25 protein-coding genes and 1 riboswitch are annotated in these 25,202 nt (G+C 62.8%); of the genes, 8 read left to right on the top strand and 17 right to left on the bottom strand.

Translation table 11 applies throughout. The features are described from left to right. Positions 1-201: 201 nt before the first annotated feature. Entirely contained in the window at positions 202-1,107 is a 906-nt protein-coding gene (locus PU133_RS18690; RefSeq protein WP_404862901.1) for a LysR substrate-binding domain-containing protein, read from the top strand. Here the strand turns inward: PU133_RS18690 and PU133_RS18685 are convergent. The 4 genes from PU133_RS18685 to PU133_RS18670 all read right to left on the bottom strand — a co-directional run bounded on the left by PU133_RS18685 (position 1,104) and on the right by PU133_RS18670 (position 3,489). Then, complete coding sequence (locus PU133_RS18685; protein ID WP_126012037.1) at positions 1,104-1,370, bottom strand: hypothetical protein; 267 nt, start codon at positions 1,368-1,370, stop codon at positions 1,104-1,106. The two genes, PU133_RS18690 and PU133_RS18685, sit on opposite strands and share 4 nt — an antisense overlap. A gap of 156 nt (positions 1,371-1,526) precedes the next feature. Further along, positions 1,527-2,534, bottom strand: a complete 1,008-nt coding sequence (locus PU133_RS18680; RefSeq protein ID WP_404862900.1) for a DUF3618 domain-containing protein — start codon at positions 2,532-2,534, stop codon at positions 1,527-1,529. Further along, the gene (locus tag PU133_RS18675; protein ID WP_404862899.1) at positions 2,531-2,926 is read right to left on the bottom strand and encodes a phage holin family protein; all 396 of its coding nucleotides are present in this window, start codon (positions 2,924-2,926) and stop codon (positions 2,531-2,533) included. The genes PU133_RS18680 and PU133_RS18675 overlap by 4 nt, the downstream gene beginning before the upstream one ends. Continuing rightward, the gene (locus PU133_RS18670; protein ID WP_404862898.1) at positions 2,923-3,489 is read right to left on the bottom strand and encodes a hypothetical protein; all 567 of its coding nucleotides are present in this window, start codon (positions 3,487-3,489) and stop codon (positions 2,923-2,925) included. The genes PU133_RS18675 and PU133_RS18670 overlap by 4 nt, the downstream gene beginning before the upstream one ends. A 236-nt stretch (positions 3,490-3,725) precedes the next feature. On the opposite strand from PU133_RS18670, the gene PU133_RS18665 reads away from it, so the two are divergent. The 3 genes from PU133_RS18665 (at position 3,726) to PU133_RS18655 (ending at position 4,945) form a co-directional block, all read left to right on the top strand. Further along, on the top strand, positions 3,726-4,040 hold the full coding sequence (locus PU133_RS18665) for a hypothetical protein (protein ID WP_404862897.1): 315 nt from the start codon (positions 3,726-3,728) through the stop codon (positions 4,038-4,040). Between the two features lie 105 nt (positions 4,041-4,145). Next, the gene (locus tag PU133_RS18660) at positions 4,146-4,697 is read left to right on the top strand and encodes a DUF3320 domain-containing protein (RefSeq protein WP_404862896.1); all 552 of its coding nucleotides are present in this window, start codon (positions 4,146-4,148) and stop codon (positions 4,695-4,697) included. A gap of 20 nt (positions 4,698-4,717) precedes the next feature. Next, complete coding sequence (locus tag PU133_RS18655) at positions 4,718-4,945, top strand: hypothetical protein (protein WP_404862895.1); 228 nt, start codon at positions 4,718-4,720, stop codon at positions 4,943-4,945. A gap of 4 nt (positions 4,946-4,949) precedes the next feature. Here PU133_RS18655 and PU133_RS18650 read toward each other — a convergent pair whose 3' ends face one another. The 12 genes from PU133_RS18650 to PU133_RS18595 form a co-directional block, all read right to left on the bottom strand. Further along, positions 4,950-5,729 carry an ABC transporter ATP-binding protein gene (locus PU133_RS18650; RefSeq protein ID WP_404862894.1) on the bottom strand — a complete coding sequence of 260 codons (780 nt, stop codon included), beginning with the start codon at positions 5,727-5,729 and terminating at the stop codon, positions 4,950-4,952. Then, the gene (locus PU133_RS18645) at positions 5,726-6,727 is read right to left on the bottom strand and encodes a FecCD family ABC transporter permease (RefSeq protein ID WP_404862893.1); all 1,002 of its coding nucleotides are present in this window, start codon (positions 6,725-6,727) and stop codon (positions 5,726-5,728) included. Before PU133_RS18645 ends, PU133_RS18650 begins: the two co-directional genes overlap by 4 nt. Continuing rightward, a complete protein-coding gene (locus tag PU133_RS18640; RefSeq protein WP_404862892.1) occupies positions 6,724-7,473 on the bottom strand; it encodes an ABC transporter substrate-binding protein in 750 nt (249 codons plus the stop codon). Before PU133_RS18640 ends, PU133_RS18645 begins: the two co-directional genes overlap by 4 nt. A 101-nt stretch (positions 7,474-7,574) precedes the next feature. Further along, complete coding sequence (locus PU133_RS18635; protein ID WP_404862891.1) at positions 7,575-9,533, bottom strand: TonB-dependent receptor plug domain-containing protein; 1,959 nt, start codon at positions 9,531-9,533, stop codon at positions 7,575-7,577. A gap of 187 nt (positions 9,534-9,720) precedes the next feature. Then, positions 9,721-9,927, bottom strand: a riboswitch (cobalamin riboswitch). Between the two features lie 69 nt (positions 9,928-9,996). Beyond that, the gene (locus PU133_RS18630) at positions 9,997-11,550 is read right to left on the bottom strand and encodes an indolepyruvate oxidoreductase subunit beta family protein (protein ID WP_404862890.1); all 1,554 of its coding nucleotides are present in this window, start codon (positions 11,548-11,550) and stop codon (positions 9,997-9,999) included. Position 11,551: 1 nt separating this feature from the next. Continuing rightward, positions 11,552-13,705 carry a thiamine pyrophosphate-dependent enzyme gene (locus tag PU133_RS18625; protein ID WP_404862889.1) on the bottom strand — a complete coding sequence of 718 codons (2,154 nt, stop codon included), beginning with the start codon at positions 13,703-13,705 and terminating at the stop codon, positions 11,552-11,554. Positions 13,706-13,801: 96 nt separating this feature from the next. Beyond that, positions 13,802-14,260 carry a MarR family winged helix-turn-helix transcriptional regulator gene (locus tag PU133_RS18620; protein WP_404864587.1) on the bottom strand — a complete coding sequence of 153 codons (459 nt, stop codon included), beginning with the start codon at positions 14,258-14,260 and terminating at the stop codon, positions 13,802-13,804. Positions 14,261-14,428: 168 nt separating this feature from the next. Further along, a complete protein-coding gene (gene ehuA / locus PU133_RS18615; RefSeq protein WP_404862888.1) occupies positions 14,429-15,208 on the bottom strand; it encodes an ectoine/hydroxyectoine ABC transporter ATP-binding protein EhuA in 780 nt (259 codons plus the stop codon). Further along, entirely contained in the window at positions 15,205-15,900 is a 696-nt protein-coding gene (gene ehuD, locus PU133_RS18610; RefSeq protein WP_126012011.1) for an ectoine/hydroxyectoine ABC transporter permease subunit EhuD, read from the bottom strand. Before ehuD ends, ehuA begins: the two co-directional genes overlap by 4 nt. 3 nt (positions 15,901-15,903) lie before the next feature. Next, positions 15,904-16,575 carry an ectoine/hydroxyectoine ABC transporter permease subunit EhuC gene (gene ehuC, locus PU133_RS18605; protein WP_404862887.1) on the bottom strand — a complete coding sequence of 224 codons (672 nt, stop codon included), beginning with the start codon at positions 16,573-16,575 and terminating at the stop codon, positions 15,904-15,906. 98 nt (positions 16,576-16,673) lie between these two features. Next, the gene (gene ehuB / locus PU133_RS18600) at positions 16,674-17,540 is read right to left on the bottom strand and encodes an ectoine/hydroxyectoine ABC transporter substrate-binding protein EhuB (protein WP_404862886.1); all 867 of its coding nucleotides are present in this window, start codon (positions 17,538-17,540) and stop codon (positions 16,674-16,676) included. Positions 17,541-17,775: 235 nt separating this feature from the next. Further along, complete coding sequence (locus tag PU133_RS18595; protein WP_404862885.1) at positions 17,776-18,732, bottom strand: putative zinc-binding metallopeptidase; 957 nt, start codon at positions 18,730-18,732, stop codon at positions 17,776-17,778. A 267-nt stretch (positions 18,733-18,999) separates the two neighbouring features. On the opposite strand from PU133_RS18595, the gene PU133_RS18590 reads away from it, so the two are divergent. The 3 genes from PU133_RS18590 to xylA are packed head-to-tail and all read left to right on the top strand — an operon-like array spanning position 19,000 to position 22,839. Next, complete coding sequence (locus tag PU133_RS18590) at positions 19,000-20,025, top strand: LacI family DNA-binding transcriptional regulator (protein ID WP_404862884.1); 1,026 nt, start codon at positions 19,000-19,002, stop codon at positions 20,023-20,025. A gap of 52 nt (positions 20,026-20,077) precedes the next feature. Next, positions 20,078-21,532: a xylulokinase gene (xylB, locus tag PU133_RS18585; protein ID WP_404862883.1), complete on the top strand. Its 1,455-nt coding sequence runs from the start codon at positions 20,078-20,080 to the stop codon at positions 21,530-21,532. Further along, a complete protein-coding gene (gene xylA, locus PU133_RS18580) occupies positions 21,529-22,839 on the top strand; it encodes a xylose isomerase (RefSeq protein WP_404862882.1) in 1,311 nt (436 codons plus the stop codon). The genes xylB and xylA overlap by 4 nt, the downstream gene beginning before the upstream one ends. A 31-nt stretch (positions 22,840-22,870) precedes the next feature. Here xylA and PU133_RS18575 read toward each other — a convergent pair whose 3' ends face one another. After that, positions 22,871-23,908 carry a LacI family DNA-binding transcriptional regulator gene (locus PU133_RS18575; protein WP_404862881.1) on the bottom strand — a complete coding sequence of 346 codons (1,038 nt, stop codon included), beginning with the start codon at positions 23,906-23,908 and terminating at the stop codon, positions 22,871-22,873. Between the two features lie 215 nt (positions 23,909-24,123). On the opposite strand from PU133_RS18575, the gene PU133_RS18570 reads away from it, so the two are divergent. Further along, the gene (locus PU133_RS18570) at positions 24,124-25,179 is read left to right on the top strand and encodes a sugar phosphate isomerase/epimerase family protein (RefSeq protein WP_404862880.1); all 1,056 of its coding nucleotides are present in this window, start codon (positions 24,124-24,126) and stop codon (positions 25,177-25,179) included. The last annotated feature ends 23 nt before the right edge of the window (positions 25,180-25,202 follow it).

Below are 25,202 nucleotides of genomic sequence, written 5' to 3'. Positions count from 1 at the left end.
AGTGTGCGTCCTTCCCTGAATGGCGTGAGCGTCTCACGTCTTGCGTGACACCGCGTGTGAGCGGCGCTTAAGAGAGCGTTGCAGGACGTGCCCTGGAAATGTGAGGCGATGGGCACGGTCCTTTCTCTGGTGGCAGCGTGGTACCAGAGAAGGTCGATCAAATAAATTTGGAATTTCTGATTGTTGCGATAAGTTGGGGTTATGAAAAACCTCACTCTCAAGCAACTGCGTTATTTCGAGGCACTTGCCCGGCACGGGCATTTCGGCCGTGCTGCGGATGCCTGTTCGATTTCCCAGCCGGCGCTTTCGGTTCAGATCAAGGAGCTTGAAGAGGGTGTCGGCGCCGAGCTTTTCGACCGGACTGCCCGCCAGGTACGGCTGTCGCATGTCGGAAAGGCATTCGCGCTTCGTGTGCGCGACATTTTGCGGTCGGTGGATGAACTAGGCGACCTGGCGCGGGCATCCCAGGCGCAGCTGGTGGGACAATTGCGGATCGGCATCATCCCGACGGTCGCGCCTTATCTGCTGCCGTCGGTCATGGAGCGCCTGTCCAGGCTGCACGAGGGGCTCGACATCCATGTTCGGGAAACGCTGACCACGACGCTGGTGCAGGACCTCGAAAACGGCAGCCTCGACACAGCGATCGTCGCGCTGCCCGTGTCCGAGCCCTCGCTGACGGAGGTCGCGCTCTTTTCAGAGAATTTCGTGCTGGTTCGGCCGCGGGCGGACGCGGACAAGCCTGTTCCCGATCGCGATGCTCTGAAGGAGATGCGACTGCTTCTTCTGGAGGAGGGGCATTGCTTCAGGGACCAGGCGCTCTCTTTCTGCAATCTGCATGCAGCGCCGCCGCGTGAACTGCTCGAAGTCGGCTCGTTGTCGACCCTGGTGCAGATGGTAAGCGCCGGCATCGGGGTGACGCTAATTCCCGAAATGGCCGTTTCCGTCGAGACGCGGTCGGCCGATGTCGCGATCAACCGCTTCGAAGGCCCGCAGCCTTCTCGAACGATCGGCATGGTCTGGCGCAAAACGAGTCCGCTCGGACTTCAGCTGCAAAAGATCGCGGACATCGTGCGTCTGGCCGGCAGTGACATTCAGGCGCAAGCCTAGGTTTTATCCAGTTCGGCAAGGCGCTGCCGCACGGGCTCCAGAAGCAGTCTCATCTCCGCCGCATGCGCCGCGAAGTCGCCAAAAGCAGCTGTCGGTACCGCGCCCGGATCTTCCTGATGATCGACGGGGGGATAAGGCTCGTCCATCTCCCTGACGAGTTTTTCCAGTGCAGCGCGTTCGAAATCGAAATTCGCAAACAGCCACAGCAGAAGACGCCGTTGTGCCTCGATCCGACCCATCAATGCGTCATGTGTTTCGATCATCGCCACCGCCTCTCTTCCGTGATGGGAAGAGAACTGCATGCGTTCGCGAGGGTTCCGCGCAGCTTCTCATACGAAAAAATCCACCCGGCTGGCTGGCCGGGTGGATTTCGATCGAATGGCAGATCGCACCGTTCTCAGGGCGATCCGATGTCAAGATCAGTTGCCTGAGAGCGTGCGGGACGTCGGCGCGGGAGAGGGCGTCGACGATGTCGTCGATGTCACCTTCGGGCCGGACGTCTCATTGGATGCCTGAGGCGACGTCGTCGACGACGTGGCGGGCTTGTCATCAGACTTGGTGTCGACCTGCGACTTCACTTCCTCCTTTGCAGCCGAATAGGCATCGTCGGCAACGTGCTTCGCTTTTTCATAGCCTTCGCTCACCAGGTCCTTGGCGCGATCCTGCGCTTTCCGGCTCGCGTCGCCCAAGTACTGCTCCTCAGTGCGGGTCGTCGGCAACATTGCGGCGATCGCAGCACCGACGGCAAGGCCGATCGCGCCAAGCACGAGGGGCTCGCGGTCGAGGACGTCGACGACGTTGCGGCGCATGCGCATGCCAGCTTCGCCGACGCGGTCGGCAGCATGAGACAGGCTCTCGCCCGCATCGGATAGCCCGTGGCTTGCCGTATCGCGCACCGAGCCCCAGGCAGCCGAAGCGCTGTCGGCGGCGTCATGGGCCGTGCGCCTTGCTGCGTCGGCCGAGGAACCGAGTGCGCCTGATGCCTTGTCCAGAACACCCGACGAGGAGTGGGTGCTTGCAGACGAATGTGTGCCGGTGCGACCTGCTGTGGAACCGCCTGCCGTGGAGCCGCTGAGGGTGCTCCCCGAAGACGTGTCGTAATCGGTTGACGAGAAGCCGGTGGACGTTGGCCGGCCCGTGCCGCGGTAGCCCGTGTTGGACGATCGCGACAGCGACGGTGTGCCTGAACCCATCATGAGCCAGGCCAAGCCGCCGCCAATCAGCCCGAGGGCGAGGGGATTGTCGCGGACTTGGCGCTTAAGGTTGCCGACGAACACATTGGCGTCGCCTGCCTTGAAGTAGTCGACGACCTCATCCATCAGCTGGCCGGGCGATACCTTGGCCTTCAGATGCTCAGCGGTGTTGGCGATCTCGGCGCGAACGCGCTCGGCGTCACGCTCGATATCGGCGGGTGAATTGGTGTTCATCGTGCTTGCTCCTGCGCCAGATCGGCGTCTTTGCGCAATTGATGCGCGGTGCGATTGGGGGCGAGTTCTGACGGCGACATGTTGGTCGAACCGCGCTTGACGAGCATGGCGCCAATTGCTGCGACGAGAACGCCAACCAGAAGGGAAGCCCAGCCGACGCCGAGGCCGAGATTGGCCAGACCGACGATCAGCGCCTGCAGCAGCACGATCAGTGCAGCAAGCAGGAGGAGGGCACCTGCGGCGACTTCCATCGCGCCGTTGCCGACCTTGTGGGCGCTCTCGTTCAATTCGCTGCGCAGCAGCCGACCTTCGGTTTGAACGAGCGTCGAGAGTTGCTGCACGAGATCGGACACGAGCGTCGCGATCGAACGGTTGTCTCTATCGTCGATCATCGCTGGAACCTCTCGCTGCTGGTCGTTGACGTTATGCCGCCGGCCTGGCTGCCGTAACCCGTTGTCCGCGGATTGGAACCGGTGGTGTTGGTGTGGCTGTCGCTGGAGGGCGCGGCTGTGGCGAAGCGAACGAGCGCGAAGCCTGCGAGCATGGAACCAGCCAAAAAGCCGATCGGGTTTTCACGACCGAAGCGACGGACGGAATCGACCATCGCGCCGGTGGACTTGCCTTCAAGCGAGCGCGAAAGCTGCTCCAGGCCGGAAGTGGCATGGGACACCATCTCGGCGGCCGGTCCGGCCTGCTTGTCCTTCAGTGTTTCGCTTGCGCTTTTCAGAGCGTCCGCAAAACCGTGCATGTGCGATGCCGCGTCGCCTTTGATCGACTCGGCCTTGTCTTCGGCAAGCGCGCGCGCTTTGTCGCCGACGGATGTCGCTTCGTCCTTGATCGTGTCCGTGGCCGACTGCAGTGGCGACGGGGCCGCGGTTCCGTGTCTGCTTGGGTTCATTGTGTTGCTGGACAGGCTTGGCCCGGCATTGCCGGAAATCTTGTCATTATCGTCCATTGTCTGCTCCTGCTTCTGGGTCGTCACGGCCGGCGGTTCCGAACGTGTGCGTCCTTTTCAGTGCAGGGCGAAGCTCTGGAGGCCACGAATGTTCCGTGGCCGGCACCGAGTTTATTTTTGCGGATTCTTGGAACGCAATTCGATCGACAGAGGGGTGCGGAGGGAGGAAAAGGATCATGCACTGCCTTGGGAGGACCGAAATGAACGTGCTTATCCGCTGTCGAGTGGTCGGGTTGATGACTTTTCTTGGCCTCATGTCGGCTTCGACCGGAATGGCAATCGCCGACGGTGTTTCAAAGGATGGCGCCGAGCCCTATCCCTTCATCGGGCGATGGGACTGCGAGGTTGCTGTCATGAGTTTCACCGAAACGACCTACAACAATGGCTCTGAGGATCTGCCGATCATCGAGATCCAGGAGGGGACGGACGGGTCCTACGCGCTTTTCATCGAGGACGATTATTTCATCTCCCTCTCGGGCTTCACCGGCGAAAGCATGGGTTGGCTGTCCTCGGCGACCGGCGACAATTTCAACTGCGTGCGCATCGACTGACACTGCGACCAAAACCGCACCTTGTTACCTGTGCCTTGACCGTGCTGCTCACGGGCGCGAAAACGCGTCTCCAAGATGTGGACCAGCAGGGAAGGACTGCAGCGGATGACTATGGATAGCCTCGAGCTCAGTGGCGGCACTTCGCAATCGAACGGCGACCGCCCGCTTTTTCGACGCGCCGATCTATCCGTCTTCCAGCCGAAGCCCGACCGTTTCTACGATGTCGCCTATTCGCAGACCGTCCGCGGGATGGTGCAGGCCGTGCTCGAAGCGGAAGCACCGGTGCGCGACGACGTGCTTGCCCAGCGCATCGCACGTGCCCATGGCTGGCAGCGAACCGGAGCGGCGATCCGCAGCCATATCGAGCGCCACCTTAAGACTGTGGAATCCTCGACTGAAGAGGGTGGCCGCTTTCTGTGGCGTGATGGTCAACAGAACGAGCCGATCGCCTATCGTCACCACGCCACCGAGGACGACAGACGGTCCGTCGGCGACATTGCGCTCGTCGAGCTCGCAGCGTTGGTACGCGAGAACCCTAAGCTCGTCGAAGCCGAAGATCCGGCATTGGCATTTTCCCGGATGATCGGGTTGAGCCGGCTGACCGCACCGAGCCGTGCGCGACTGGACGCGGCCATCGAACAGGCGCAAAGTCGGTAATCAAGAGGATACCTATCGATATGCGCGCAGACGCTCGCCCGATCATCATCAACGCGCTGGACATTCAGGACAGGGGCAGAGAGATCGTGCTGTCTTGCGAGGCTGCGGATGGGCAGGACCTCGTGCTGCAACTGAACGACGAACTGGTGTCGAAGCTGGCTGCTGCCCTGGAGGCGCGGGACAGGGCGCGCGTTGCCGGGCAGGAATGCCTGCATCCCGGCGAACTCAACGCTTCGAACGACGATTGATCGCTCAAACGGTCTGAACGCGGCCAAGCGGCTGGATGATGGTCCGGCCGTCCACTTCGGCAATATGGGCGGTGATGCCATAGATGCTGCCGAGCATCTCGTGGCTCAGCACGTCTTCGGGCAGCCCGTCGGCCTTGATCGTTCCAGCGTCGACCAGAAGAATGCGGCTGCACCAGCGGGCGGCCAGCGCCAGATCGTGAATGCAGACGAGCACGGTCGTGCCGCCTGCGGTCAGATCGGTCAATACCTGCATGAGATCGATCTGATGCCCGGGATCGAGCCCGGCGGTCGGTTCGTCCACGAGGAGCAGCGGCGCTTCCTGCGCAAGCGCCCGGGCGATCAGCGCGCGGGCGCGCTCGCCGCCCGAAAGCTCGGTTGCCGGCACGGCGCGCAGATGTTCCACATCCATCCGTGCCATTGCGCGATCGATCGCCTCGAGATCCGCATGCGCAAGCGGTGCGAAGGGCTTGCGGTGGGGGGTGCGACCGAGCGCGACGAGATCTGCGACGGCGATGGGCCAGGCGATCTCATGCTCCTGCGGAAGATAGGCGATGCGCCGGGCGCGTTCGCCGACATTCATGCGCCGCAGATCGACGCCATCGACCTCCATGGTGCCATGGCTGGGCAACAGCCCGACAAGGGCACGCAGAAGCGTCGATTTCCCCGCGCCATTGACGCCGACAAGCCCGATCAACTCACCCTTCGCTGCAGTGAAGGACATGCCGTCCAGCACCGCACGCCGTCCGAGCCGCACCGACAGGTTCTGAATGACAAGCCCGCTCATGAAGCAGCCCTGCGATGCTTGATCACGAGCCAGAGGAAGAAGGGAGCACCGATGGCAGCGGTCAGCACACCGAGCTTCAGGTCGCGTTCCGGCGCGATTAGGCGCACGGCCACATCTGCCGCCAGAAGCAGGCATGCGCCGCCGAGCGCGCTGGCAGGCAGCAAGCGTGATGGCTGCGAACCGACGAGAGGGCGCAGAAGGTGCGGGACGATGAGTCCGACGAAGCCGATTGCTCCGGCAACGGCCGTGGCCGCGCCAACGCTCAGCGCCGTGCCGAAGGTCGCGAGCACGCCCAGCCGACGCATGCTTGTTCCCATGCTCGATGCCGTGTCCGGCCCAAGCGTCAGCGTGTCGAGCATGCGGCCAAGGCCCGCGAGCAAGGCCCAGCCGGCGAGCATGAAGGGCGCTGCCAGATAGACGTGGACCATGGAGCGATCAGCAAGCGAGCCCAGCATCCAGAAGACGATTTCGAGCGCGGCGAACGGATTGGACGAGAGGTTGAGCACCAGCGAGGTCATCGCTCCCGCAAGGCTCGAAAGCGCAACCCCCGCCAGGATGACGGTGAGCGCGCTGCCGGTCCTGCCGGCAAACAGATGCAGCGCGAGGACGGAGGCGAGCGCGCCTAAAAGCGCCATCAGCGGCAAGGCCAGCGCAAAGGCCGCTGCCAGGCCGCTATGGATCGCGATGACCGCACCGAGCGAAGCCGACGCGCTGACGCCGAGCAGCCCGGGTTCGGCCAGCGGATTGCGCAGATAACCCTGCAGCACCGCCCCGGAGAGCCCGAGCGATGCGCCGATCATCAGGCCGAGCAGCGCCCGTGGCAGGCGGATTTCCCACATGACCAGTGTCAGCGCGCTTTCGTCGGGCGAAACGAGCACGCGAAGGCTGTCGATGGGCGAAAGATCGGCCGGCCCTGTCAGAAGCGACAGGAAGAACAGCATGAGCGCGAGCAGAGAGAGCACGCCGAGCAGCACCTTGGTACCGGTAGCGCGTCTCATGGCCGGCCAACCTCAATGTCGGCGGCAGCATTCTGCAGGAGTTCGATCGCATCGAGGGTGAAGGGCCCGCCGCAGACCCAGTGCGGGCCGGGCAGGGAAAGCGTGCGGCTCGTCGCTGCAACGCGCCGAAAAGCGGGGTGGGCGAAATTTTCCTCTGCACGCACGCGCACTTGGTCGCTGTCGTCGGTCGTCACCAAAATGTCTGGCGCCTGCATGACCATGATCTCGAGCGGTACCCGCCCCATGCCTGTGACGCCGAGCGCATCGGCCACATTGGTGAGGCCGGCGGCCTCTACCACCGCATGCGCAAGCGTTCCGGGGCCGAGCGCATAGCTGTCGGGTTCGTAGATGGCGACATCGAGATCCGACCGGTCACCGGCCAGTCCGGCAAGCCGCGCATCGAATGCGGCGACAAGCTCTGCGGCTTCGTCTTCCCGTCCCAAAAGCGCGCCCATGCGCTGAAGGTTCGACCGGATGTCATCGAGCGACGTTTCTGGCGCGAATTCCTCGACGCGGATGCCGAGGCGGCGGAGCATCGCAACTGTGCTGCGGGTGGTGAACGTGCCAGCCAGCGCAAGATCCGGCTGCAGTTGATGGATTTCCTCGGCGCGCCCGTAATTGATCGGATAGGCTGCTGCATCTTCGGCCAGCATGGAATAATCGGCGTCACGGGCAAGGCTTGAAACCGAGATCAGCTGGCCGTCGGCGGCAAGCAGCATGGCAAGCTGATCGGTGCAGACATTCATTGACACCACGCGTTGCGGCATGGTCTCGGCGCTGGCTGTCGGCGCGGCGGCAACGGCCACCACGCCGACTAGGCTCAGCAGAAAGCTGCGCGCGCCAAGCGTCAGAACGATCCCCTCAATCCAACGAAGGCCGTCCGGCCTTGCGCGTTGTAGCCGAAGATTTCCTGGTAATCCTCGTCGAACAGGTTCTCCACCCGGCCATAGGCCTCGAACGTCTCGTTGAACCGGTAGCTGCCGCCGATATTGACCGTCTGGTAGGCGTCGAGCGTCACGCGGTTGGGCAGCGTCGGAACGAAAGCGACATCCTCCATCTCGCCGTTGAAGATCACTTCGCCGAAGAGCGACGCGCGCTCTTCCATGAAGCGATAGGTGAGGCCGAGCGATCCTGAGTGGCGGGGTCTGCGCACTTCGGCAAGGCGCGGTCCCCCGCTCTGGCTCTGCTCGCTGGCATCGAGATAGGTGTAGCTGCCCCTGGCCGAGAGCCCCGATCCGAGATCGAAGGTCGCAGCGATCTCGATGCCCTGACGACGGCTTTCGCCCAGGAGGTTGATCGGCGTCGACGCATAGGTCGGCGCCGGCCCGAACACCGTTGCGATCTCGTTCGTCAGGTCCTGGTTGAAATAGGTGAGATCGACGATGAGTGCCCCGCCGAGGAAGCCTTGCTCGATGCCGATATCGAACCCGATGCTTTCTTCCGGAATGAGATTGGGGTTTCCAACGAAGCTTTCCGGATCATAGCCGAATTGCTCGATGAAGGTGGGATTGGTGACGCCCGTGCCGATCGAGGAGTGCAGACGCGTGAGCGTGCCCGGAACGGCCCAGGCACCGCTGAGGCTGAACGTCGTGGAATCGGCGAAGCGGTCGTTCAGATCGTGACGGATCGCGCCATTCAGAAAGAACTGCCCGAGATACTCGCCGCGATATTCGGCAACGAACGAGTTCCCATCGCGGCTCTGGCGTTCGGTCAGGTGCGACGGCAGATAGGTTTCCCGCTCGAACTCGTACCCGCCTGTGATCTTGTGCGTGGCGTCGAGCAGGTTCGGCGTGTCGAACGCATAGGTCGCCTGATAGGACGCAGTGACGCGGTTGCCGTCGCTGGATGTTGCAAGCGCTCCATCGGTGAAGTTTTCACGGAACGTGTCGTTGCCGGAGATGCGCAGATTTTGCGTCCAGGCGCCATCGGCAGATTCATGCGTAAGCCCGAGCGAACCAACAAGCTCTTCTGTCGCCGTTTCCTCGTCGCCATCGACAACCAGGCCGACGAACGGGCCCGGCAGAAAGTCCGGCGGTCCGAGCGTCTCGAAATTCTGCGGATCGAGTTCGCTGCGGCGATTGACGTAGCGAAGCGTGCCGTCGAGCGTCAGCCCCGGCATCAGGTCATAGGCGAACCGGCCGTTGAGCGTGGCATTGCGGTCGCCGTCCTTCTCCGAGCCGAACGGCGAGACATTGTAGCCGTCGCTGCGTCGGAACGTGGCGCCAAGCGACAGATCGAAATCGTCGCGCCCGCCACTCAGCGTGACGCCGCCGAGCACAGTGCCGTCGGTTCCGGTCTCGCTCCGTACGTTCGTCCTGAAGCCGCCACGCTCGCCGCGCTTGGTGATGACGTTGATGACGCCCGAGAGCGCGTTGGAGCCGTAAAACGCGCTCTGCGGCCCGCGCAGGACTTCGATGCGTTCGATGTCGGACGTCATGAGGCTGCCGAAATCGAACTCGCCGGCTGCCGTGTCGCTGACGTCCACGCCGTCGATCATGACGATGACGTGGTTGGCTTCGGCGCCGCGCACCCGCACCTGCGTCTGTGCGCCGATCGATCCCATGCGGGAAACCGACAATCCGGGAACGGTGCGCAGGATATCGGCAACCGACGTCACCTGGCTTCGCTCGATATCCTCGGCGGTGATGACGGTGAAGGCACGGCCGGATTTTTCCTCTGCCACCGGCGTCAGTCCGTCGGTGACCAGCAGCCGGTCGAGAACGGTGGTGGTCTCGGATTCTTGAGCGCCGGCAACGCCGGCAGCCGCCAGCAGGATTAGCCCTGCTGGAATGAACGCTTTAAACAATGGGTCTGCCCTTCGGGTCGTGGAACGGCACGGTGGCACGCTCCCGGTTTCATCAGAAACCGCAGACGGACGGACGGCAGAGGCGATATGCACAAAGGCTCACCAAAGGTCGCACCCGGCGTGCGGCAACACTCTTTCAAATGTCACCGCCACGGACGACCGCGCATGGACCACACCCCGTGTCCACGCATGGGTGACTGGAACAGGCAGGTCTCCTGACTTCCGCGTCAACGCTTCGTCTTCCGCCTTCCCGAATGTGCGAACACACCCAGTGGCATCATGGAAGGAAGCTCGGCGGCTACAGTTGCGGGGGCAGTTGCGGAATTGGCCGAATGGCCGAACCGCATTCCCTTTTCATCCACCCGAAGGTGAAACCCGTTCCGAGCACACGTGTAGGGGTGGGCGTTCCGCGGGTCAATCCACAGGCTCGCCCATGCTGAGAAATCTTCTCTCCGAAAGATATTTAGAGCGTCTCTATGGTTTTCAGGGCGCCATCCAGCGCCTTGCCTTCCTCATCGAGAAGGGCGGCTTCGCGCAGGCGCCGCAGCCAGTCGGCCGCATCTTCCCGGTGGCGGATCATCGGCAGGCCGTCCATCACGCGTCGATATTTCGACAGGCCGCGCTCATGCGTGTCGGAATAGCCCTTGATCAGGCGCCGGCATTTCAGCACCTCGACAGCGAGATCGTAATTGATGTCGCGGACCGACAGCGCCGTTTCCAGCCACTGCGCCATGTGCTTCATCTCCACCTCGTGGCGGAGCAGGCGGCGTCGCGCAGGCTTCAGCGTCGCAATCCCGTAGAGCATGCCGAAGCCGACGATGCCGTCGGTGCGGATGCGTCGGCCGCGGTTGAACACCTTGTCGAGCGCGCCGAAGACCCGTGGGCTGCTTTCGATCCAGCGTCCGAGGCGGACGGGCAGCGTGCCACAGATTTCCTGCATGCGCGGATGGAAATACTCCGTCACATGGGCGATGGCGTCGCCGCCAATCCCTTGTTCGCGCCGCAGCCGCGCTTCACGGCTGGCGCGGGTCTTCAGGTCGGCTACGCGGATGATGTCGTCGTAGACGAGCGCATTGGCGATGTACTTGGCCGCCTCGATCGACAGCCGCCATTCATGCGCGGCATCGTCGATGGCGATGACCCTCTTCAGATGGTCGAGATAGTCGCGGCCGTAGGCGAGATCCTGGTAATCCACGACCTTGCGCAGACCACGGCCTGCCATGTCCTGCACGGGGGCAGGAAGATCGCCGATCATGCTGCGCAGTGCGCGCCATTCGGAAACGAGCGCTTCCGGGCCTTCCGGATCGCGCGCTTCGGCCTTGACCGCTTCGGGAACGGCAACAGCCGGCGTCTTTCCGCCCGCAAGGGCGAGGTCGCAGGCCGCATTGAACGCCCGCAAGCTCGCTTCGACGCCGCGGCCGGAGCGCCGGATGGTGGCCTCATAGGCTTCACGCTCGAAGGGCAGGGCGCCGCTGCCGGCCAGAGCCCCGAACAAGCTCGAGGAAATCACGCTGCCGGCATCCACGGCGACCTGCTCCATGTCGAAACAGACGAGGCGGTGTGCAGCGGCGGCAACGGCTTCCGTCACCCCGGGAGCATCGGCGCGGCCGTCGCCCGGTACGATCTTTTCCGACACCGCGAGCACACGGTGCGCGGAGGCAATCAGGGTCGTGCGATCCGGCGTCACGAAGCCGCGCATGACGGCCCGCCCGGCTTCCATCAGTTCCGCGGCAATGAGGATGTCGACGTCGCCGGGAGCCGGGCTCAGCGAGAAGACCGGATCGCGGCCGCCATCGGGGGTCATTTCGACATAGTAGATCGTCGCACCCGTACGCTGGGCAACGCCCGCGACAGATGTCGACTGCGCACGATAGCCCGCATGTTCGGCGAGATCGATCACCCAGTCGGTGAGCACGCCGCCGCCCTGGCCGCCAACGGCCAGGATCGCGATCTTGATGATCGACGTGGTGGCGTCGACGCCGTCGGTCGGAAGGTCGGGAAGGCGGTGAATGGTCATCTCAATTCTCCGCGAAAACGAGGCGGCTGCGTTCACGGCGGTTCTTGAGCCAACCGATGACCTTGCGCCGCAGACGGTCGGCAAACCGGTCGACACTTGTCGGGTTCTGGATCAGGTCAGCGCGGTAGAAGGACGGGCAAAGAACGGCCGCGTCGGCCACCTCGCCGCAATTGCCGCAACCCACACAGCTCTGGTCGATGCTGGCAACCGGATCGTCGCGCAGCGGATCGTCGAGTTGCTTGACCGAAAGCGAGGGGCAGCCCGAAAGCCGCATGCATGCATGGTCGCCCGTGCAGACATCTTCGTCGACCCCGAAACGCGGCCGCACCACCCGCTCGCCGGCCTTGAGCGCGGCCTGCTTGAGCGGCTTTTCCCGGCGCTGGCGGTTCAGCATGCATTCCGACGATGCGATGATGACCTTTGGCCCGCTTTCCTCGGTGGTCAGCGCTTCCTTCAGCGTGGCCTTGAGCTTGCCGACATCATAGGTGCGGTCGATCTGGCGCACCCATTCGACGCCCATGCCCTTCACGGCTTTGGCGATCGGGTGCTTCGTCGATTTGGAGCGGTTGTCAGCGCGCGACGACAGAACGTCCTGACCGCCGGTCGCCGCCGAATAATAGTTGTCGACGATGACGATGACGCCGTCATTGCGGTTGAAGACCGCGTTGCCGACCGAGGAGGTGAGGCCGTTGTGCCAGAAGCCGCCGTCACCCACGAACGAGATCGAGCGCCGTTCCGCGCTCTTGTCGTTGAAGGCGGAAGCCGACGCCGGACCAAGGCCGTAACCCATCGTCGTCGCGCCGAGCTCGAACGGCGCGTTGATCGAAAACAGATGGCAGCCTATGTCCGAGGCGATGTGGTGCTTGCCCAGTTCCTGCTCGACGAGCTTCGTCGCGGCGAAGATCGGACGTTCCGGACAACCGGTGCAGAAGCCCGGTGGCCGCATCGGCACTTTCGTCTGCAGTTGCTGGATGCTGTCGGTCGGGAGCGGCGTGTTCGGAGCGCGGCCCTTCGAAGGCAGGATGCCGCCGCCATGCTCGTCCAGGAAGGTGCGGATGCCGTCGAGCATGACCTGGCCGGTATATTCGCCCGCCATCGGGAAGGGGCCCTTGCCGATCAGCTTCGTCGTTCCGCCCGCCTTGTAGAGCATCGAACCGAAGGCCTGCTCGATATAGTCTGGCTGGCCTTCCTCCACGACGAGCACTGCGTCCTTGCCGGCACAGAAATCAAGGAACTCGTCGTTCAAAAGCGGATAGACGCAGTTCAAGACGTAAAGCGGAACCTTCGTCTCCCCGTAGATGTCCGCAAGGCCGATGCGCTGCAGGGCGCGGAGCACCGCGTTGTACATGCCGCCCTGCAGAACGATGCCGACCTTGGCTTCGTCTGGTCCGAAGAACTCGTTGACGTTGTGTCTGCGGATGTAGTCCATCGCCTGCGGCAGGCGCTTGTTGATCTTTTCCTGTTCGTGCAGGAACGATGCCGGCGGCAGCACGATGCGATTGGTGTCGCGACGCGGATTTTCCAGCGCATCGCGCACGCTCATGCCCGGGCGCTTGTTATCGGAGGCGGTGAAGCGTCCATGCACATGGCAGCCGCGAATGCGCACCTGCATCATGACCGGCGTGCTCGATGCCTCGGACAGTTCGAACCCGTGGCGGACCGTCTCAACAATGGATGGCAGGTTCGGGCGCGGGTCGAGCAGCCAGATCTGGCTCTTCATGGCAAAGGCGTGGCTGCGCTCCTGCATGATGGAGGAGCCTTCGCCGTAATCCTCGCCGACGATGACGAGCGCGCCGCCGGTGACGCCGCCGGATGCAAGGTTTGCCAGCGCATCCGAAGCGACGTTGGTGCCAACCGTCGACTTGAAGGTGACCGCGCCTCGGATCGGATAGTGCACCGATGCCGCCAGCATCGCAGCTGCCGTCGCCTCAGAAGCGCTTGCTTCGAAATGCACGCCGAGCTCGCCGAGAATGTCCTGAGCGTCGGCCAGCACGTCCATCAGGTGGCTAATCGGCGCGCCCTGGTAACCGCCGACATAGCCGACGCCATTTTCGAGAAGCGCCTTGGTGATGGCCAGAATGCCTTCGCCGTGGAACGTCTCGCCCGCACCCATGCGCAGCTTCTGCACTTCCTTGGCAAATGAACGCTCGGCCATTGAGGGTCAGTCCTTTTCGGCGTGGACAGCTGGAACAATAAAATATGCAAATGCATATTCATGCGCGCAGCCCATGCCGTCAAGGGCAGTCTCCGTTCAAAAGTCGTGGCGGCGAATGTTCCTCAGAATTTTGTGCAACGTGGCGATGAAGACTTCGCGCTCCGACGGATCGATGCCGACGAACATCGCTTCATAGGCAGCCAGCATCGTCGGCCAAACGCCTGAGAAACGCTGGCGCCCTTCTTCGGTGATAAAGATGTTGCGCACGCGGTTGTCGTCCGCCGCGTTTTCGCGACGAATGAGCCCTTCAGATTCCATCTGATCCAGCGCGCGGCTGAGCGTCGATTGTTCGACCACTGCATAGACCGCAAGTTCGTTGATCCGCAGGCCGTCATTGATGGAAAGCACCGCAAGTGCACGCATTTTCGGCGTGGTAATGTTCGCCGCCGTCAGCTCTTCCCGAAGCGCCTGGTTGTAGCGCCCCATGATACGGTTCATCAGGTAGGGCGCGAAGCGCTGCAGGCCGATTTCACCGAGCGTTCTGCCGGACTCCATGTGTTCCACGGCATCATCGCGATCTTCCACACGCTCCGGTGCTTCAGTCTGCTCCATGGTGCTTCCCGACCCTTGGCGTCGCCGTCCTGATGGTCGGCGCATCGTTTCGTTGCCGGGGCTTTCTAGTCAAGTTTGGAGCAGGCCGCTACTGCAACGATAGTTTCCAGTTCATGCATCCGGATCGAGGACGGCTTTCAGAAACTCGCGGGTCCGTTCGCGCTTGGGGTTGGTGAAGAGCTCATCCGGCGGCCCTTGCTCTTCGATCCGTCCCTTGTCGAAGAAACAGACACGGTCTGAGACTTGCCGCGCGAACTGCATTTCGTGCGTGACGAGCAGCATCGTCAGCTCGTGCTCGTTGGCCAGCTGGCGGATGACCTTGAGCACCTCGCCGACAAGCTCCGGATCAAGCGCGGAGGTCGGTTCGTCGAACAGCATGATCTTCGGCCGCATCGCAAGCGCTCTTGCGATGCCCACGCGCTGCTGCTGCCCGCCCGAAAGCTGATGCGGAAACTTGCTTGCCTGATCGGAAAGACCGACCCGCTCGAGCAGTTCCTCCGCACGCTCCGTCGCATCCTTCTTGGACAGGCCGAGCACCTGCCGCGGCGCTTCCGTCAGATTGCGCAGCACCGTCATGTGCGGGAAAAGGTTGAACTGCTGGAACACCATGCCGAGCTTTTCGCGCATCTTGCGCAGATGCTTTTCGGAAGCCGGAACGAGGTCGCCGTTCTTGCGCTGGTGCCACAGAGGCTCGCCCTCCACGGTCACGACGCCATCCTGGATCTGCTCCAGCGTCATCAGAATGCGCAACACGGTCGACTTCCCCGATCCGGACGGCCCGATGATCGTGACCATCTCGCCCGGGTTCACATCGAAATCGAGATGATCGAGTACGGTGTGGGACCCGAACCGTTTGACGACCTTGTCGAATTTGATGATCGGTTCGGTCATTTGAGCGCGATCCCTTTCTTGGGCAGGGTTTTGTCGAGATAGCGAACGCCGCCGGCGGCAATCAGCGTCATGATCAGGTAGATCAGTCCAACCAGCGACAGCGGCACGATGTAGTTGAAGGTGCGGTCGCCGATGATCTTGGCGACGTTCAGAAGCTCCATCACGGTGACGACCGACAGGATCGGCACATCCTTCATGATCGAAACGAGATAGTTTCCGAGCGCCGGGATGACCCGTGGGATCGCCTGCGGCAGGACGACATGGGTGAAGGTGCGCGCGGACGAAAGATTGAGCGCGCGCGCTGCTTCGCGTTGGCCGCGTGCCACCGCTTCGATGCCGCCGCGATACACCTCCGCCATATAGGCCGAGTACTGGATGCCGAGCGCGAGTGCCCCCGTCATGAACGCCGGCAGCACGAGCCCGTATTCGGGCAGCACGTAATAGAGGAAGAAAAGCTGTATCAGGAGCGGCGTGTCGCGCACGAACTCCGCCACCGCATGGGCCGGCCACGAGATCAGCCGCGAGGGCGCAGCCTTCAAGACAGCCAGCACGAGCCCGAGCACCAGCGCGATGCCGAAGCCGAGCACGGCCGCCTGGATCGTCACCAGAACGCCGGTGAGGAGGATCGGCAGGATCGACCAGGCGAAAACCAGCGGTCCGGCGCTCGTATCCCATTCATATCCGAACAGCATCGCCTACGCCCTCGCAGTCTTCCAGCGCCCGACCGAGCGCTCGAGAAGCTTCATGATGGCCGTCAGAACCAGCGCCATGCCGAAATACATGAAGAGCACGATGGTGAAGATGGTCGTGCTGTCCTGGGTGAAATTGCGCAGCTGCTCGGCGCGAAACGCCAGATCCTGCAGCGTGATCAGGGAGACGAGGGCTGTGTCCTTGAGGTTCTGGACGGCGAGATTGCCGAATGTCGGCATCATCTCGGGGATCGCCTGGGGCAGGGCGATACGCCACAGCGCCTGGCGCGGCGTGAAGTTCAGCGCCTTGGCCGCTTCGTACTGGTCGTGCGACACGGACTGGATGGCGCCGCGCACCACTTCCGCGCCGTAGGCGCCGATGTTGAGCGACAGTGCCAGCACGCCGGCGACCACGGGCGACATGCGCAGATCAACGCCGATCGCCTGCCCCGCGACCGGCAGCGCGAAGAAGAGCCAGAACAGCTGGACGAGAAGCGACGTGCCGCGGAAAATCTCGATGTAGACGACGGAGATCCAGCGGGCGAAGCCGTTGCCGGAAACCTTGCCGATGCCTGCAGCGAACGACAGGATCGCGCCGAAGATCGTTGACCAGACGGTGAGCTGGATCGTGACCCACGCGCCGCGCATGAGGGGCGCGAAATACTCAGTCCATTCCATACCTGTCCTTTCGGTCGCCCGTCGAGAAGTGTGGTGCGGATAGCGCTTGCCCCGCCCGGTTTATCGCCGGACGGGGCAGGACGATGGTTCAGTCTGGATTATTCAGCGGCGCAGAGTTCTTCCGTCGTCGCATTGAAGGAACCCTCGATGTCGGCTTCCGTGAAGCCGTAGCCCGAGAGGATCGCGCGCCACTCGTCGGTCTCCTTGAACGTCAACAGTGCTTCGTTCCAGGCGTCGCGCAGGCCTTCGTTGTTGGAAGCGAAGGTGAAGCCGCCCCAGGAACGGACTTCTTCGCCGTCGATGACCGGATCGACGAATTCTGCGGCTGCCTCGACCTGCTCGCTCTGGTTGTCGAGCTCGCCGACGGTCAGGCCGGTTGCGGCGTAGGCATCGGCACGGCCGGTGGAGACGGTGGAGATGGCATCGGAATTCGACTGGATCGTCACCATGCGGTCTTCTGGAACGCCAAGTGCCTGCAGCATCTCGAGCTGGTCGGCGCCGGCCATGATCGCGACGGTGATGTCGTCACGCTCGGCGAAATCGGCAAAGGAGTGCACGTCCGACGGGTTGCCGGCCGCGACCAGAAGGCCTTCGCCGTAAGAGGTGCTCGGCTCGGAATAAACCACCTGCTGGCAACGATCGGGCAGGATCGCCATTTCAGCGGCGACAACGTCGAACTGGTCTGCCTGAAGGCCAGGGATGAGGGAGGAGAACTGCGTCGTCACCCACTCGATGTTCTCGATGCCAAGTTCCTCGGCGATCTTCTTGGCAACGTCGGGGCCGGCGCCCATCGCCTCACCATTCGGGTCGACATAGCCGTAGGGGATTTCGTTCGCCACAGCGATGCGGATCGTCCCACTTGCCTGGATGTCTTCGAGCGATGCTGCCTGTGCGTTACCGGCTATTCCGAAAAGGGCGACGCCGGTGGCAAGCGTGGCGGCAAAGGCTTTGGAGAATGTCGACATGGATGTTGTCTCCCAACATGGTGTTTGGTGATGAGCCCGAAAGTCGGACGTGCGGGTGTGCTCCTGTCTGCGAAGCTGGTGAAAATGAAGCGGCTGATTTGCAGCTAATATGGCAAGAATATCGGCCCCTTAATGCCTAACCTAACGCCCTTCGCGCTGGCGGATCAAGAGATGAGGCGAAATTTTGGCAGTTCATCGGTCTGCTCCGGCCGACAAGACTCGCGAGCGGTGCGCATCAATTCGCACGTAATTTGCCCATCCACTGATCGATGAAGCGCATCTTGTCGGCAACGCTTTCGTTGACCACGAAGGGATAGTAATCCTGATGACCTAGACTGCGGTTCATCGCGTTCATCAACAGCGCGGTGGACATCCAGCGTTGGAGTGTCAGCGCGAAGACGTCGCGGGCATAAGGGTCGAAGGGCTCGTCATCTTTCGCCTGGCGATAGGCCTCGACGGTCTCCACGCCGTCGACGATGTGCATATAGTGCGCGAAGGTCTCGGCCCAGTCCTCCCAGGGATGTGCCGTGCAATAGGCGGAGATGTGTCTCTCCTGCCAGTCGGCCGGCGCGCCCTGGTCGTAATAGCGCTTCAATGCTTCGCCATAATCCTCCCGCTCATCTCCGAAGAGCGCGCGAAATTCCGTGTCGAAGCCCTCGATGAGCAGCAGTCTTTCCCAGAAATAGTGTCCGGACTCGTGGCGCATGTGGCCGAGCAGGGTTCGGTAGCGCTCGTCGAGTTCGGCACGCCGAAACTCGCGCAGATGCGCGTCGGCTTCCGTCGCGTCGATTGTGATCACGCCGTTCTGGTGCCCCATCGTCACATTTCCGGCGCCGCCATGTTCGGCATCGACGAGAATGCGGAACGACAGTCCCGTCGGGTCGTGGCGCTTGGGGTAGATCGGAATGTCCATGCGCATCACGCTGTAGAGAAAGCGCCGCTTCGACACCTCGACGTCTGCCCAGCGACGCCGCTGCTCCGGATCGTCGACCGGCGGGATCATCTCGTTAAGGTCGCAGGAAAGACAATAGCGCCCCGCGTCACGCACCGTCCAATTGCACCCCGAATGGATATGGTTGGCGCAGAAGGACAGGCTGTCATGGTCGGCATCGACGCAGACGAAGCGGTTTTCTTCCGCCTCATATCCGATCGTCGATCCGCAGGCGGTGCAAAGCGTGTTTTCGAAAAACACCTGAGTTTGGCATGTCGGGCAGGGGAAGGGGCGCATGAGGCACTTTGCGTAGGGCGACACGGCCGGCGATGGAGATCGGGAGCGGCAGTCGCGAAATAAGGAAATACGGGACGTCGATGCCCGCAAGGTCCCTAATGCTTGGCACCGCGTTTGGTTGCGCGATCATCGCCCCTGTCTTCGATCGCCATATCTATTTGCGCAGCGCAGCACATTTTTTGATTTACGTACATCAGAAATCTCGCTACGTCGATTTTGGGAGGAATTCGAATGCGGCCGACGGTCCACGACATCGCTGAAAAAGCGGGCGTCAGCCTTGCCACGGTTGATCGCGTGCTGAACCGCCGCAAGGGCGTGCGCGCCGAAACTGTCCTGCGCGTCGAGCAGGTGATCGCCTCTCTCGGCTACCAGCGCGATCTCGCCGCAGCCAACCTCGCCAAATCCCGTGTCTACCCGCTCGTCTTCGTGGTTCCGGAAGGCGAAAACAGCTTCATGCGCGGGCTGGAAATGGCGGTGCACGAAGCGCGACGGCGCTCGTCCGTCGAGCGCACGGACATCAAGCTTTTAACGGTGCCGCCGTTCGATGAAGGCGCGTTGGCGGGTGCGCTCGATGGTCTGAGCGTCGAGGGCCTCGCAGGCGTTGCGCTCGTAGCGACGGAATCGCCCGCAGTGCGCCGTTCCGTGGCGCGGCTTGCCGATGCCTGTGTGCCGGTCGTGACGCTGGTATCCGATCTTCCGAGCGCGCGACGACGCCATTATGTGGGCATTGACAACGTCGCTGCCGGTCGCACCGCAGCGAGCCTTCTCGGTCGTTTCCTGTCTCATCGGCCCGGCAAAGTCGCGGTTCTGGCCGGCTCGATGCTGGTCCGAGATCATGTGGAGCGTCGCCTTGGCTTCGATCAGGTGATGCGTGCGGAATTCACGAACCTCGAAGTCCTGCCTGTCATCGAGGGTCGAGACGAGGCCGAGACGGCGGAGCGGCTGGTCGGCGAAATGCTGGATCGCGAACGGGACGTCGTCGGCATCTACAGTCTCGGCGCCGGCAATCGCGGATTGATTTCAGCGCTGATGGCCCGGGGGCTCAACGGCAAGATCGAGGTCGTCGCGCACGAGCTGACCGACCACGCACGCCAGGCTTTGGCCGACGGCGTCTTCGCGGCCGTCATCAATCAGGATGCGGGCCATGAGGTGCGCAGCGCGATCCGCGTGATGAAGGCCTTGGCCGATGGCGTCGACCTGGTCGACGGACAGGAGCGCATCCGCATCGACATCTTTCTGCGGGACAATCTGCCGTGATCGATGGGCATCTCTCCGCACAAACTGCAATCGTTTTTGAGGTACGTAACGCATGTTTCTAGGGCTTGACCTCGGCACTTCGGGTGTAAAGGCGCTGCTGATCGACGGCGACCAGCGGGTCGTGGCGTCGGCCAACGCGTCGCTCGATGTATCGCGGCCCCATCCCGGTTGGTCGGAGCAGGATCCTGCCAATTGGGTCGAGGCGACCCGGATCGCGCTTCTAAGCCTGCGTGACAGCCATCCGGCGGAAATGGGCGCAGTTCGCGGCATCGGCCTGTCTGGCCAGATGCATGGCGCGACGCTCCTCGATAAGGCTGGCAAAGTTCTGCGCCCGGCGATCCTCTGGAACGACACGCGCAGCCACCGTGAAGCCGCTGCACTCGATGCCGATCCGCAGTTCCGGCAATTGACGGGCAACATCGTCTTCCCCGGTTTCACCGCACCAAAGCTGTTGTGGGTCCGCGAAAACGAGCCGGAAATATTCGCGGCAACGGCAAATATCCTGCTGCCGAAGGATTATCTGCGGTTCTGGCTGACGGGCGAATTCATCTCCGAAATGTCGGATGCGGCCGGCACCGCATGGCTCGACGTCGCACGGCGCGACTGGTCGGATGCGCTTCTCGCAGCATGCGGGCTCGACCGGTCGCACATGCCGGCGCTCGTCGAAGGTACCGCACCGGCCGGGCGGCTGCGGGGAGATCTCGCGGCAGAACTCGGTTTGCCGGTCGGCATCGTCGTGGCCGGAGGGGCAGGCGACAATGCGGCGTCCGCCTGCGGCATGGGCACGGTCGCCTCGGGCTCGGCCTTCCTGTCACTTGGAACGTCCGGTGTGCTGTTCGCGGCGACCGACAGCTACCGGCCGAATGCAGAGAGCGCGGTTCACACCTTCTGCCACGCGCTGCCGAACACTTGGCACCAGATGGGCGTCATCCTGTCCGCTACCGATGCGATGAACTGGCTGTCGTCGGTCGTTGGCGTCAAGCCTGCGGAGTTGACGGGGGCTGTTGGCGGCGCGCTTCAGGCGCCATCGTCGGTGCTCTTCCTGCCCTATCTCTCCGGCGAGCGCACGCCGCTGAACGATGCCGCGATCCGAGGCGCTTTCCTCGGGCTCGGCCATGAGAGCGATCGCGGCGTCATGACCCGCGCCGTCATGGAGGGTGTCGCCTACGCCTTCCGCGACAACCGGAATGCGCTGGAGGCCGCTGGCACCAAGCTTGATCGGGTGACCGCTATCGGCGGGGGATCGCGCTCCGACTACTGGCTGACGGTGCTCGCGACTGTACTCGGCGTTCCGGTCGATATCCCAGCCGATGGCGACTTCGGTGCGGCCTTCGGTGCTGCTCGTCTGGGCCTGATTGCGGCCGAGGGCGCCGACCCTGCATCCATCTGCCTGGCACCGGCGATCGCAAGGACGATCGAACCCGTCGCCAAGCTTCAATCCGCATTCGACGATGGCTTCGCGCGCTACCGCAAGGCCTATCCCGCGATCAAAGGAGTGTTTCAGTGAGTACAGGTTTCTTCGGCGCGATCGACAAGATCCCCTTCGAGGGCAAGGACAGCACCAATCCCCTTGCGTTCCGCTTCTATGATCCGAACGAAATGGTTCTCGGCAAGCGCATGGAAGACCATCTGCGCTTTGCGGTCTGCTACTGGCACTCCTTCGTCTGGCCGGGCGGCGATCCGTTCGGCGGCCAGACCTTCGAACGTCCGTGGTTCGGCGACACGATGGAACTCGCCAGGAAGAAGGCCGACGTCGCTTTCGAGATGTTTCAGGCGCTCGGCGTTCCCTATTTCACATTCCACGATGCCGATGTGCGCCCGGAAGCGGACACCTTCACCGAAAGCCGCGACCGGCTGAACGCGATCGCCGACTATTTTCAGGAGAAGATGGATGCGTCGGGCATCAAGCTGCTCTGGGGCACGGCCAATCTCTTCTCGCATCGCCGCTACATGGCCGGCGCTGCGACCAATCCCGACCCGGACGTTTTCGCCTATGCGGCAGCGACCGTGAAGAGCTGCATGGACGTGACCATGCGCCTTGGTGGCGAAAACTACGTGCTCTGGGGCGGGCGCGAAGGCTACGAGACGCTGCTTAACACCGACATGGGTCGCGAACTCGACCAGATGGGCCGTTTCCTTTCCATGGTGGTCGACTACAAGCACCGCATCGGCTTCAAGGGCACGATCCTGATCGAGCCGAAGCCGCAGGAGCCGACCAAGCACCAATACGACTACGATGTCGGCACGATCTATGGCTTCCTCAAGCGCTACGGCCTCGAAAACGAGGTGAAGACCAATATCGAGCAGGGCCACGCGATCCTCGCCGGCCACTCCTTCGAGCACGAACTTTCGCTTGCGGCAGCGCTCGGCATCTTCGGCTCCATCGACATGAACCGGAACGACTATCAGTCCGGCTGGGACACCGACCAGTTCCCCAACAACGTGCCGGAAATGGCGCTCGCCTATCTCGAAGTGCTGAAGGCTGGCGGCTTTACGACCGGCGGCACCAATTTCGACGCGAAGCTGCGCCGCCAGTCGCTCGATCCGGAAGACCTGCTGATCGCCCATATCGGCGGTATGGACTGCTGCGCCCGCGGCCTGAAGGCCGCTGCTCGAATGATCGAGGACAAGGCGCTCGCTGGGCCGCTTTCCGAACGCTACGCCGGCTGGGACAAGCCGCAAGCACAGTCGATGCTGGATGGATCGATGACGCTTGAATCCATCGAGAAGCGCGTGGTCGACGAGAAGATCGATCCGCAGCCGCGGTCCGGTCGCCAGGAATATCTGGAGAACCTGGTGAACCGCTATGTCTGAGAACGCGCTGCGCCTGTCGGCTGAGAACCCATCAGCGAATGGGAGGTGCGCCCGTACTGTCGCGGCGCACCAGTTCGACCGTCAGGCGCACGCTGTCGACATCATCGCTGTTCCCGGAAAGCCGGGCAAGCAGCATGCGCGCAGCGGCCTCGCCGATAGCGGTGCGCGGCTGGTGGATCGTCGTGAGCTTCGGAATGAAATGCTGCGCGATTTCGATGTCGTCGAAGCCGACCACGGACACGTCTTCGGGAACGCGGACGCCGTGACTGTGCAGCTCAGCCATGAAGCCGCAGGCCATGGCATCGGACGAACAGAAGACGCCGGTCGGACGGTCGGAGGTGGCGAGCCAGGCGCGCGCTGCGACGACGCCGGAAGCCAGAGAGAAATCGCCTTCGAAGAACCAGTCGGGATCGACGGGAAACCCGGCGCCCTCCAGCGCCGCGATCGTGCCCTCACGGCGCTTGATTGTCAGCACGTTGTCGAGCGGGCCGAGCACATGGCCGATCTTGTGGTGTCCAAGTTCGATCAGATGGTTGACGGCGAGCACCGCGCCCTCGGCGTTGTCGATCGTAACCGACGGTTCGCCGAACCCCTCTACCCATTCACAGGCGAAGACGACCGGCGGACGCGAGCGGGTGCGCCGGTAATCGGCAAACAGGCTTTCCGGGATCGCGCCATCGAGAAAGATCAGCCCATCGGCGCGGTTGTTGTGGAGATATTGTGCGATCTGAAGATCGGCACCCTTCGGCTGCTGCGTGTCGGCCACGAGCACGTTGAAACCCGCCTCCGACATGACGGCGGCGACACCCGACAGGATCTGCGAGAAGAACGGATTGGAGAGGTTCGGGACGAGCACGACGATGCCGCCCGTCTGCTGCCGGCGCAGGTTGCGGGCCGCGTGGTTCACGATGTAGCCGGTCTCGGCGATCGCCGCCATGACCGCCGCGCGCGTCGCTTCGGTGACCATGGCCGGGTTGGTGATGGCGCGGCTGACCGTCGCGGTCGACACGCCCGCTGCGCGCGCCACGTCGATGATCTTGGGGCTGAAGTTGGGGTCGTGGCGGTTCATGGATCTGTCGCGATTCCTGTCGTCCGTTCTCTGCGCGAATTTCTATCGAAGAGCAAACTTGACTCGCGTCGCGAGATCGGTGATCGTGCCTGTAATCGATTACATACGCGTTTGGATGCAATTGCAATCGATTACATGCGCAAGGAGCGGCATTCGCCAAAGGCGGGGTCGGCGCAGAGGAAATGGGGAGCTCCGGCTCCGGGAGGATCAGTCGCATGAAGACCATCAAGGGCCCCGCGCTCTTTCTTGCCCAATTCGCCGGTGACGAAGCACCGTTCGACTCATGGGAGTCCATCACCAAATGGGCCGCGGACTGCGGCTATAAGGGCGTGCAGGTTCCAAGTTGGGATGGCCGCCTCATCAACCTTGAGAAGGCCGCATCCTCCAAGGATTATTGCGACGAGTTCCAAGGCAAGGCGCGTGAAAACGGCGTCGAGGTCACCGAACTTTCAACCCACCTTCAAGGCCAGCTTGTCGCCGTTCACCCGGCTTTCGACGAGGGCTTCGATGGCTTTACGATCCCTGAGAAGCGCGGGAACCCCAAGGCGCGTCAGGAATGGGCCGTCGACCAGGTCAAGAAGGCTCTGACGGCGTCACACAATATGGGCCTGACGGCCATGGCGTCGTTCTCCGGCGCGCTTGCCTGGCCCTACATTTACCCGTGGCCGCAGCGTCCGGCGGGGCTGGTCGAAACGGCTTTCGACGAACTTGCCAAGCGCTGGAAGCCAATCCTCGACCATGCCGATGAATGCGGCGTCGACGTCTGCTACGAGATCCATCCGGGCGAAGACCTGCATGACGGGATCACCTACGAGATGTTCCTGGAGCGCGTCGGCAACCATGCCCGCGCCAACATGCTCTACGATCCGTCGCACTACGTGCTGCAGTGCCTCGATTACCTCGACAATATCGACATTTATGCCGACCGGATCCGCATGTTCCACGTCAAGGATGCGGAGTTCAATCCGACCGGCCGGCAGGGCGTCTATGGCGGCTACCAGAGCTGGGTGAACCGCGCCGGCCGCTTCCGTTCGCTGGGCGACGGCCAGGTCGATTTCGGAGCCGTCTTCTCCAAGCTCACCGCAAATGACTTCGATGGCTGGGCCGTCGTGGAATGGGAATGCGCCTTGAAGCATCCTGAGGACGGAGCCCGCGAAGGCGCGGAATTCGTCAAGCATCACATCATCCGCGTCACCGAAAAGGCCTTCGACGACTTCGCCGATGGCGGCACCGACGAGGCGGCGAACCGCCGCATGCTCGGGCTGGATTAAACCGCGAAGGGGAGGAGGGACGA

The organism is Georhizobium sp. MAB10 (assembly GCF_045012825.1).
GTDB lineage: Bacteria > Pseudomonadota > Alphaproteobacteria > Rhizobiales > Rhizobiaceae > Georhizobium > Georhizobium profundi.
The sequence above is the reverse complement of the archived record's forward strand: the minus strand, read 5'-3'. Positions and strand labels throughout refer to the sequence as shown.

Excerpts from the sequence above, each read along its gene's own strand:
- PU133_RS18680 (WP_404862900.1), bottom strand. The coding sequence starts at position 2,534 with ATGAACACCAATTCACCCGCCGATATCGAGCGTGACGCCGAGCGCGTT.
- xylB (WP_404862883.1), top strand. The coding sequence starts at position 20,078 with ATGTTTCTAGGGCTTGACCTCGGCACTTCGGGTGTAAAGGCGCTGCTG.
- PU133_RS18590 (WP_404862884.1), top strand. The coding sequence starts at position 19,000 with ATGCGGCCGACGGTCCACGACATCGCTGAAAAAGCGGGCGTCAGCCTT.
- PU133_RS18640 (WP_404862892.1), bottom strand. The coding sequence starts at position 7,473 with ATGAATGTCTGCACCGATCAGCTTGCCATGCTGCTTGCCGCCGACGGC.
- ehuC (WP_404862887.1), bottom strand. The coding sequence starts at position 16,575 with ATGGAATGGACTGAGTATTTCGCGCCCCTCATGCGCGGCGCGTGGGTC.
- PU133_RS18630 (WP_404862890.1), bottom strand. The coding sequence starts at position 11,550 with ATGACCATTCACCGCCTTCCCGACCTTCCGACCGACGGCGTCGACGCC.
- PU133_RS18645 (WP_404862893.1), bottom strand. The coding sequence starts at position 6,727 with ATGAGACGCGCTACCGGTACCAAGGTGCTGCTCGGCGTGCTCTCTCTG.
- PU133_RS18670 (WP_404862898.1), bottom strand. The coding sequence starts at position 3,489 with ATGGACGATAATGACAAGATTTCCGGCAATGCCGGGCCAAGCCTGTCC.
- ehuB (WP_404862886.1), bottom strand. The coding sequence starts at position 17,540 with ATGTCGACATTCTCCAAAGCCTTTGCCGCCACGCTTGCCACCGGCGTC.
- PU133_RS18690 (WP_404862901.1), top strand. The coding sequence starts at position 202 with ATGAAAAACCTCACTCTCAAGCAACTGCGTTATTTCGAGGCACTTGCC.
- PU133_RS18685 (WP_126012037.1), bottom strand. The coding sequence starts at position 1,370 with ATGATCGAAACACATGACGCATTGATGGGTCGGATCGAGGCACAACGG.
- PU133_RS18655 (WP_404862895.1), top strand. The coding sequence starts at position 4,718 with ATGCGCGCAGACGCTCGCCCGATCATCATCAACGCGCTGGACATTCAG.
- PU133_RS18570 (WP_404862880.1), top strand. The coding sequence starts at position 24,124 with ATGAAGACCATCAAGGGCCCCGCGCTCTTTCTTGCCCAATTCGCCGGT.
- ehuA (WP_404862888.1), bottom strand. The coding sequence starts at position 15,208 with ATGACCGAACCGATCATCAAATTCGACAAGGTCGTCAAACGGTTCGGG.
- PU133_RS18575 (WP_404862881.1), bottom strand. The coding sequence starts at position 23,908 with ATGAACCGCCACGACCCCAACTTCAGCCCCAAGATCATCGACGTGGCG.
- PU133_RS18675 (WP_404862899.1), bottom strand. The coding sequence starts at position 2,926 with ATGATCGACGATAGAGACAACCGTTCGATCGCGACGCTCGTGTCCGAT.
- PU133_RS18625 (WP_404862889.1), bottom strand. The coding sequence starts at position 13,705 with ATGGCCGAGCGTTCATTTGCCAAGGAAGTGCAGAAGCTGCGCATGGGT.
- PU133_RS18660 (WP_404862896.1), top strand. The coding sequence starts at position 4,146 with ATGACTATGGATAGCCTCGAGCTCAGTGGCGGCACTTCGCAATCGAAC.
- PU133_RS18665 (WP_404862897.1), top strand. The coding sequence starts at position 3,726 with ATGACTTTTCTTGGCCTCATGTCGGCTTCGACCGGAATGGCAATCGCC.
- PU133_RS18620 (WP_404864587.1), bottom strand. The coding sequence starts at position 14,260 with ATGGAGTCCGGCAGAACGCTCGGTGAAATCGGCCTGCAGCGCTTCGCG.
- ehuD (WP_126012011.1), bottom strand. The coding sequence starts at position 15,900 with ATGCTGTTCGGATATGAATGGGATACGAGCGCCGGACCGCTGGTTTTC.
- PU133_RS18650 (WP_404862894.1), bottom strand. The coding sequence starts at position 5,729 with ATGAGCGGGCTTGTCATTCAGAACCTGTCGGTGCGGCTCGGACGGCGT.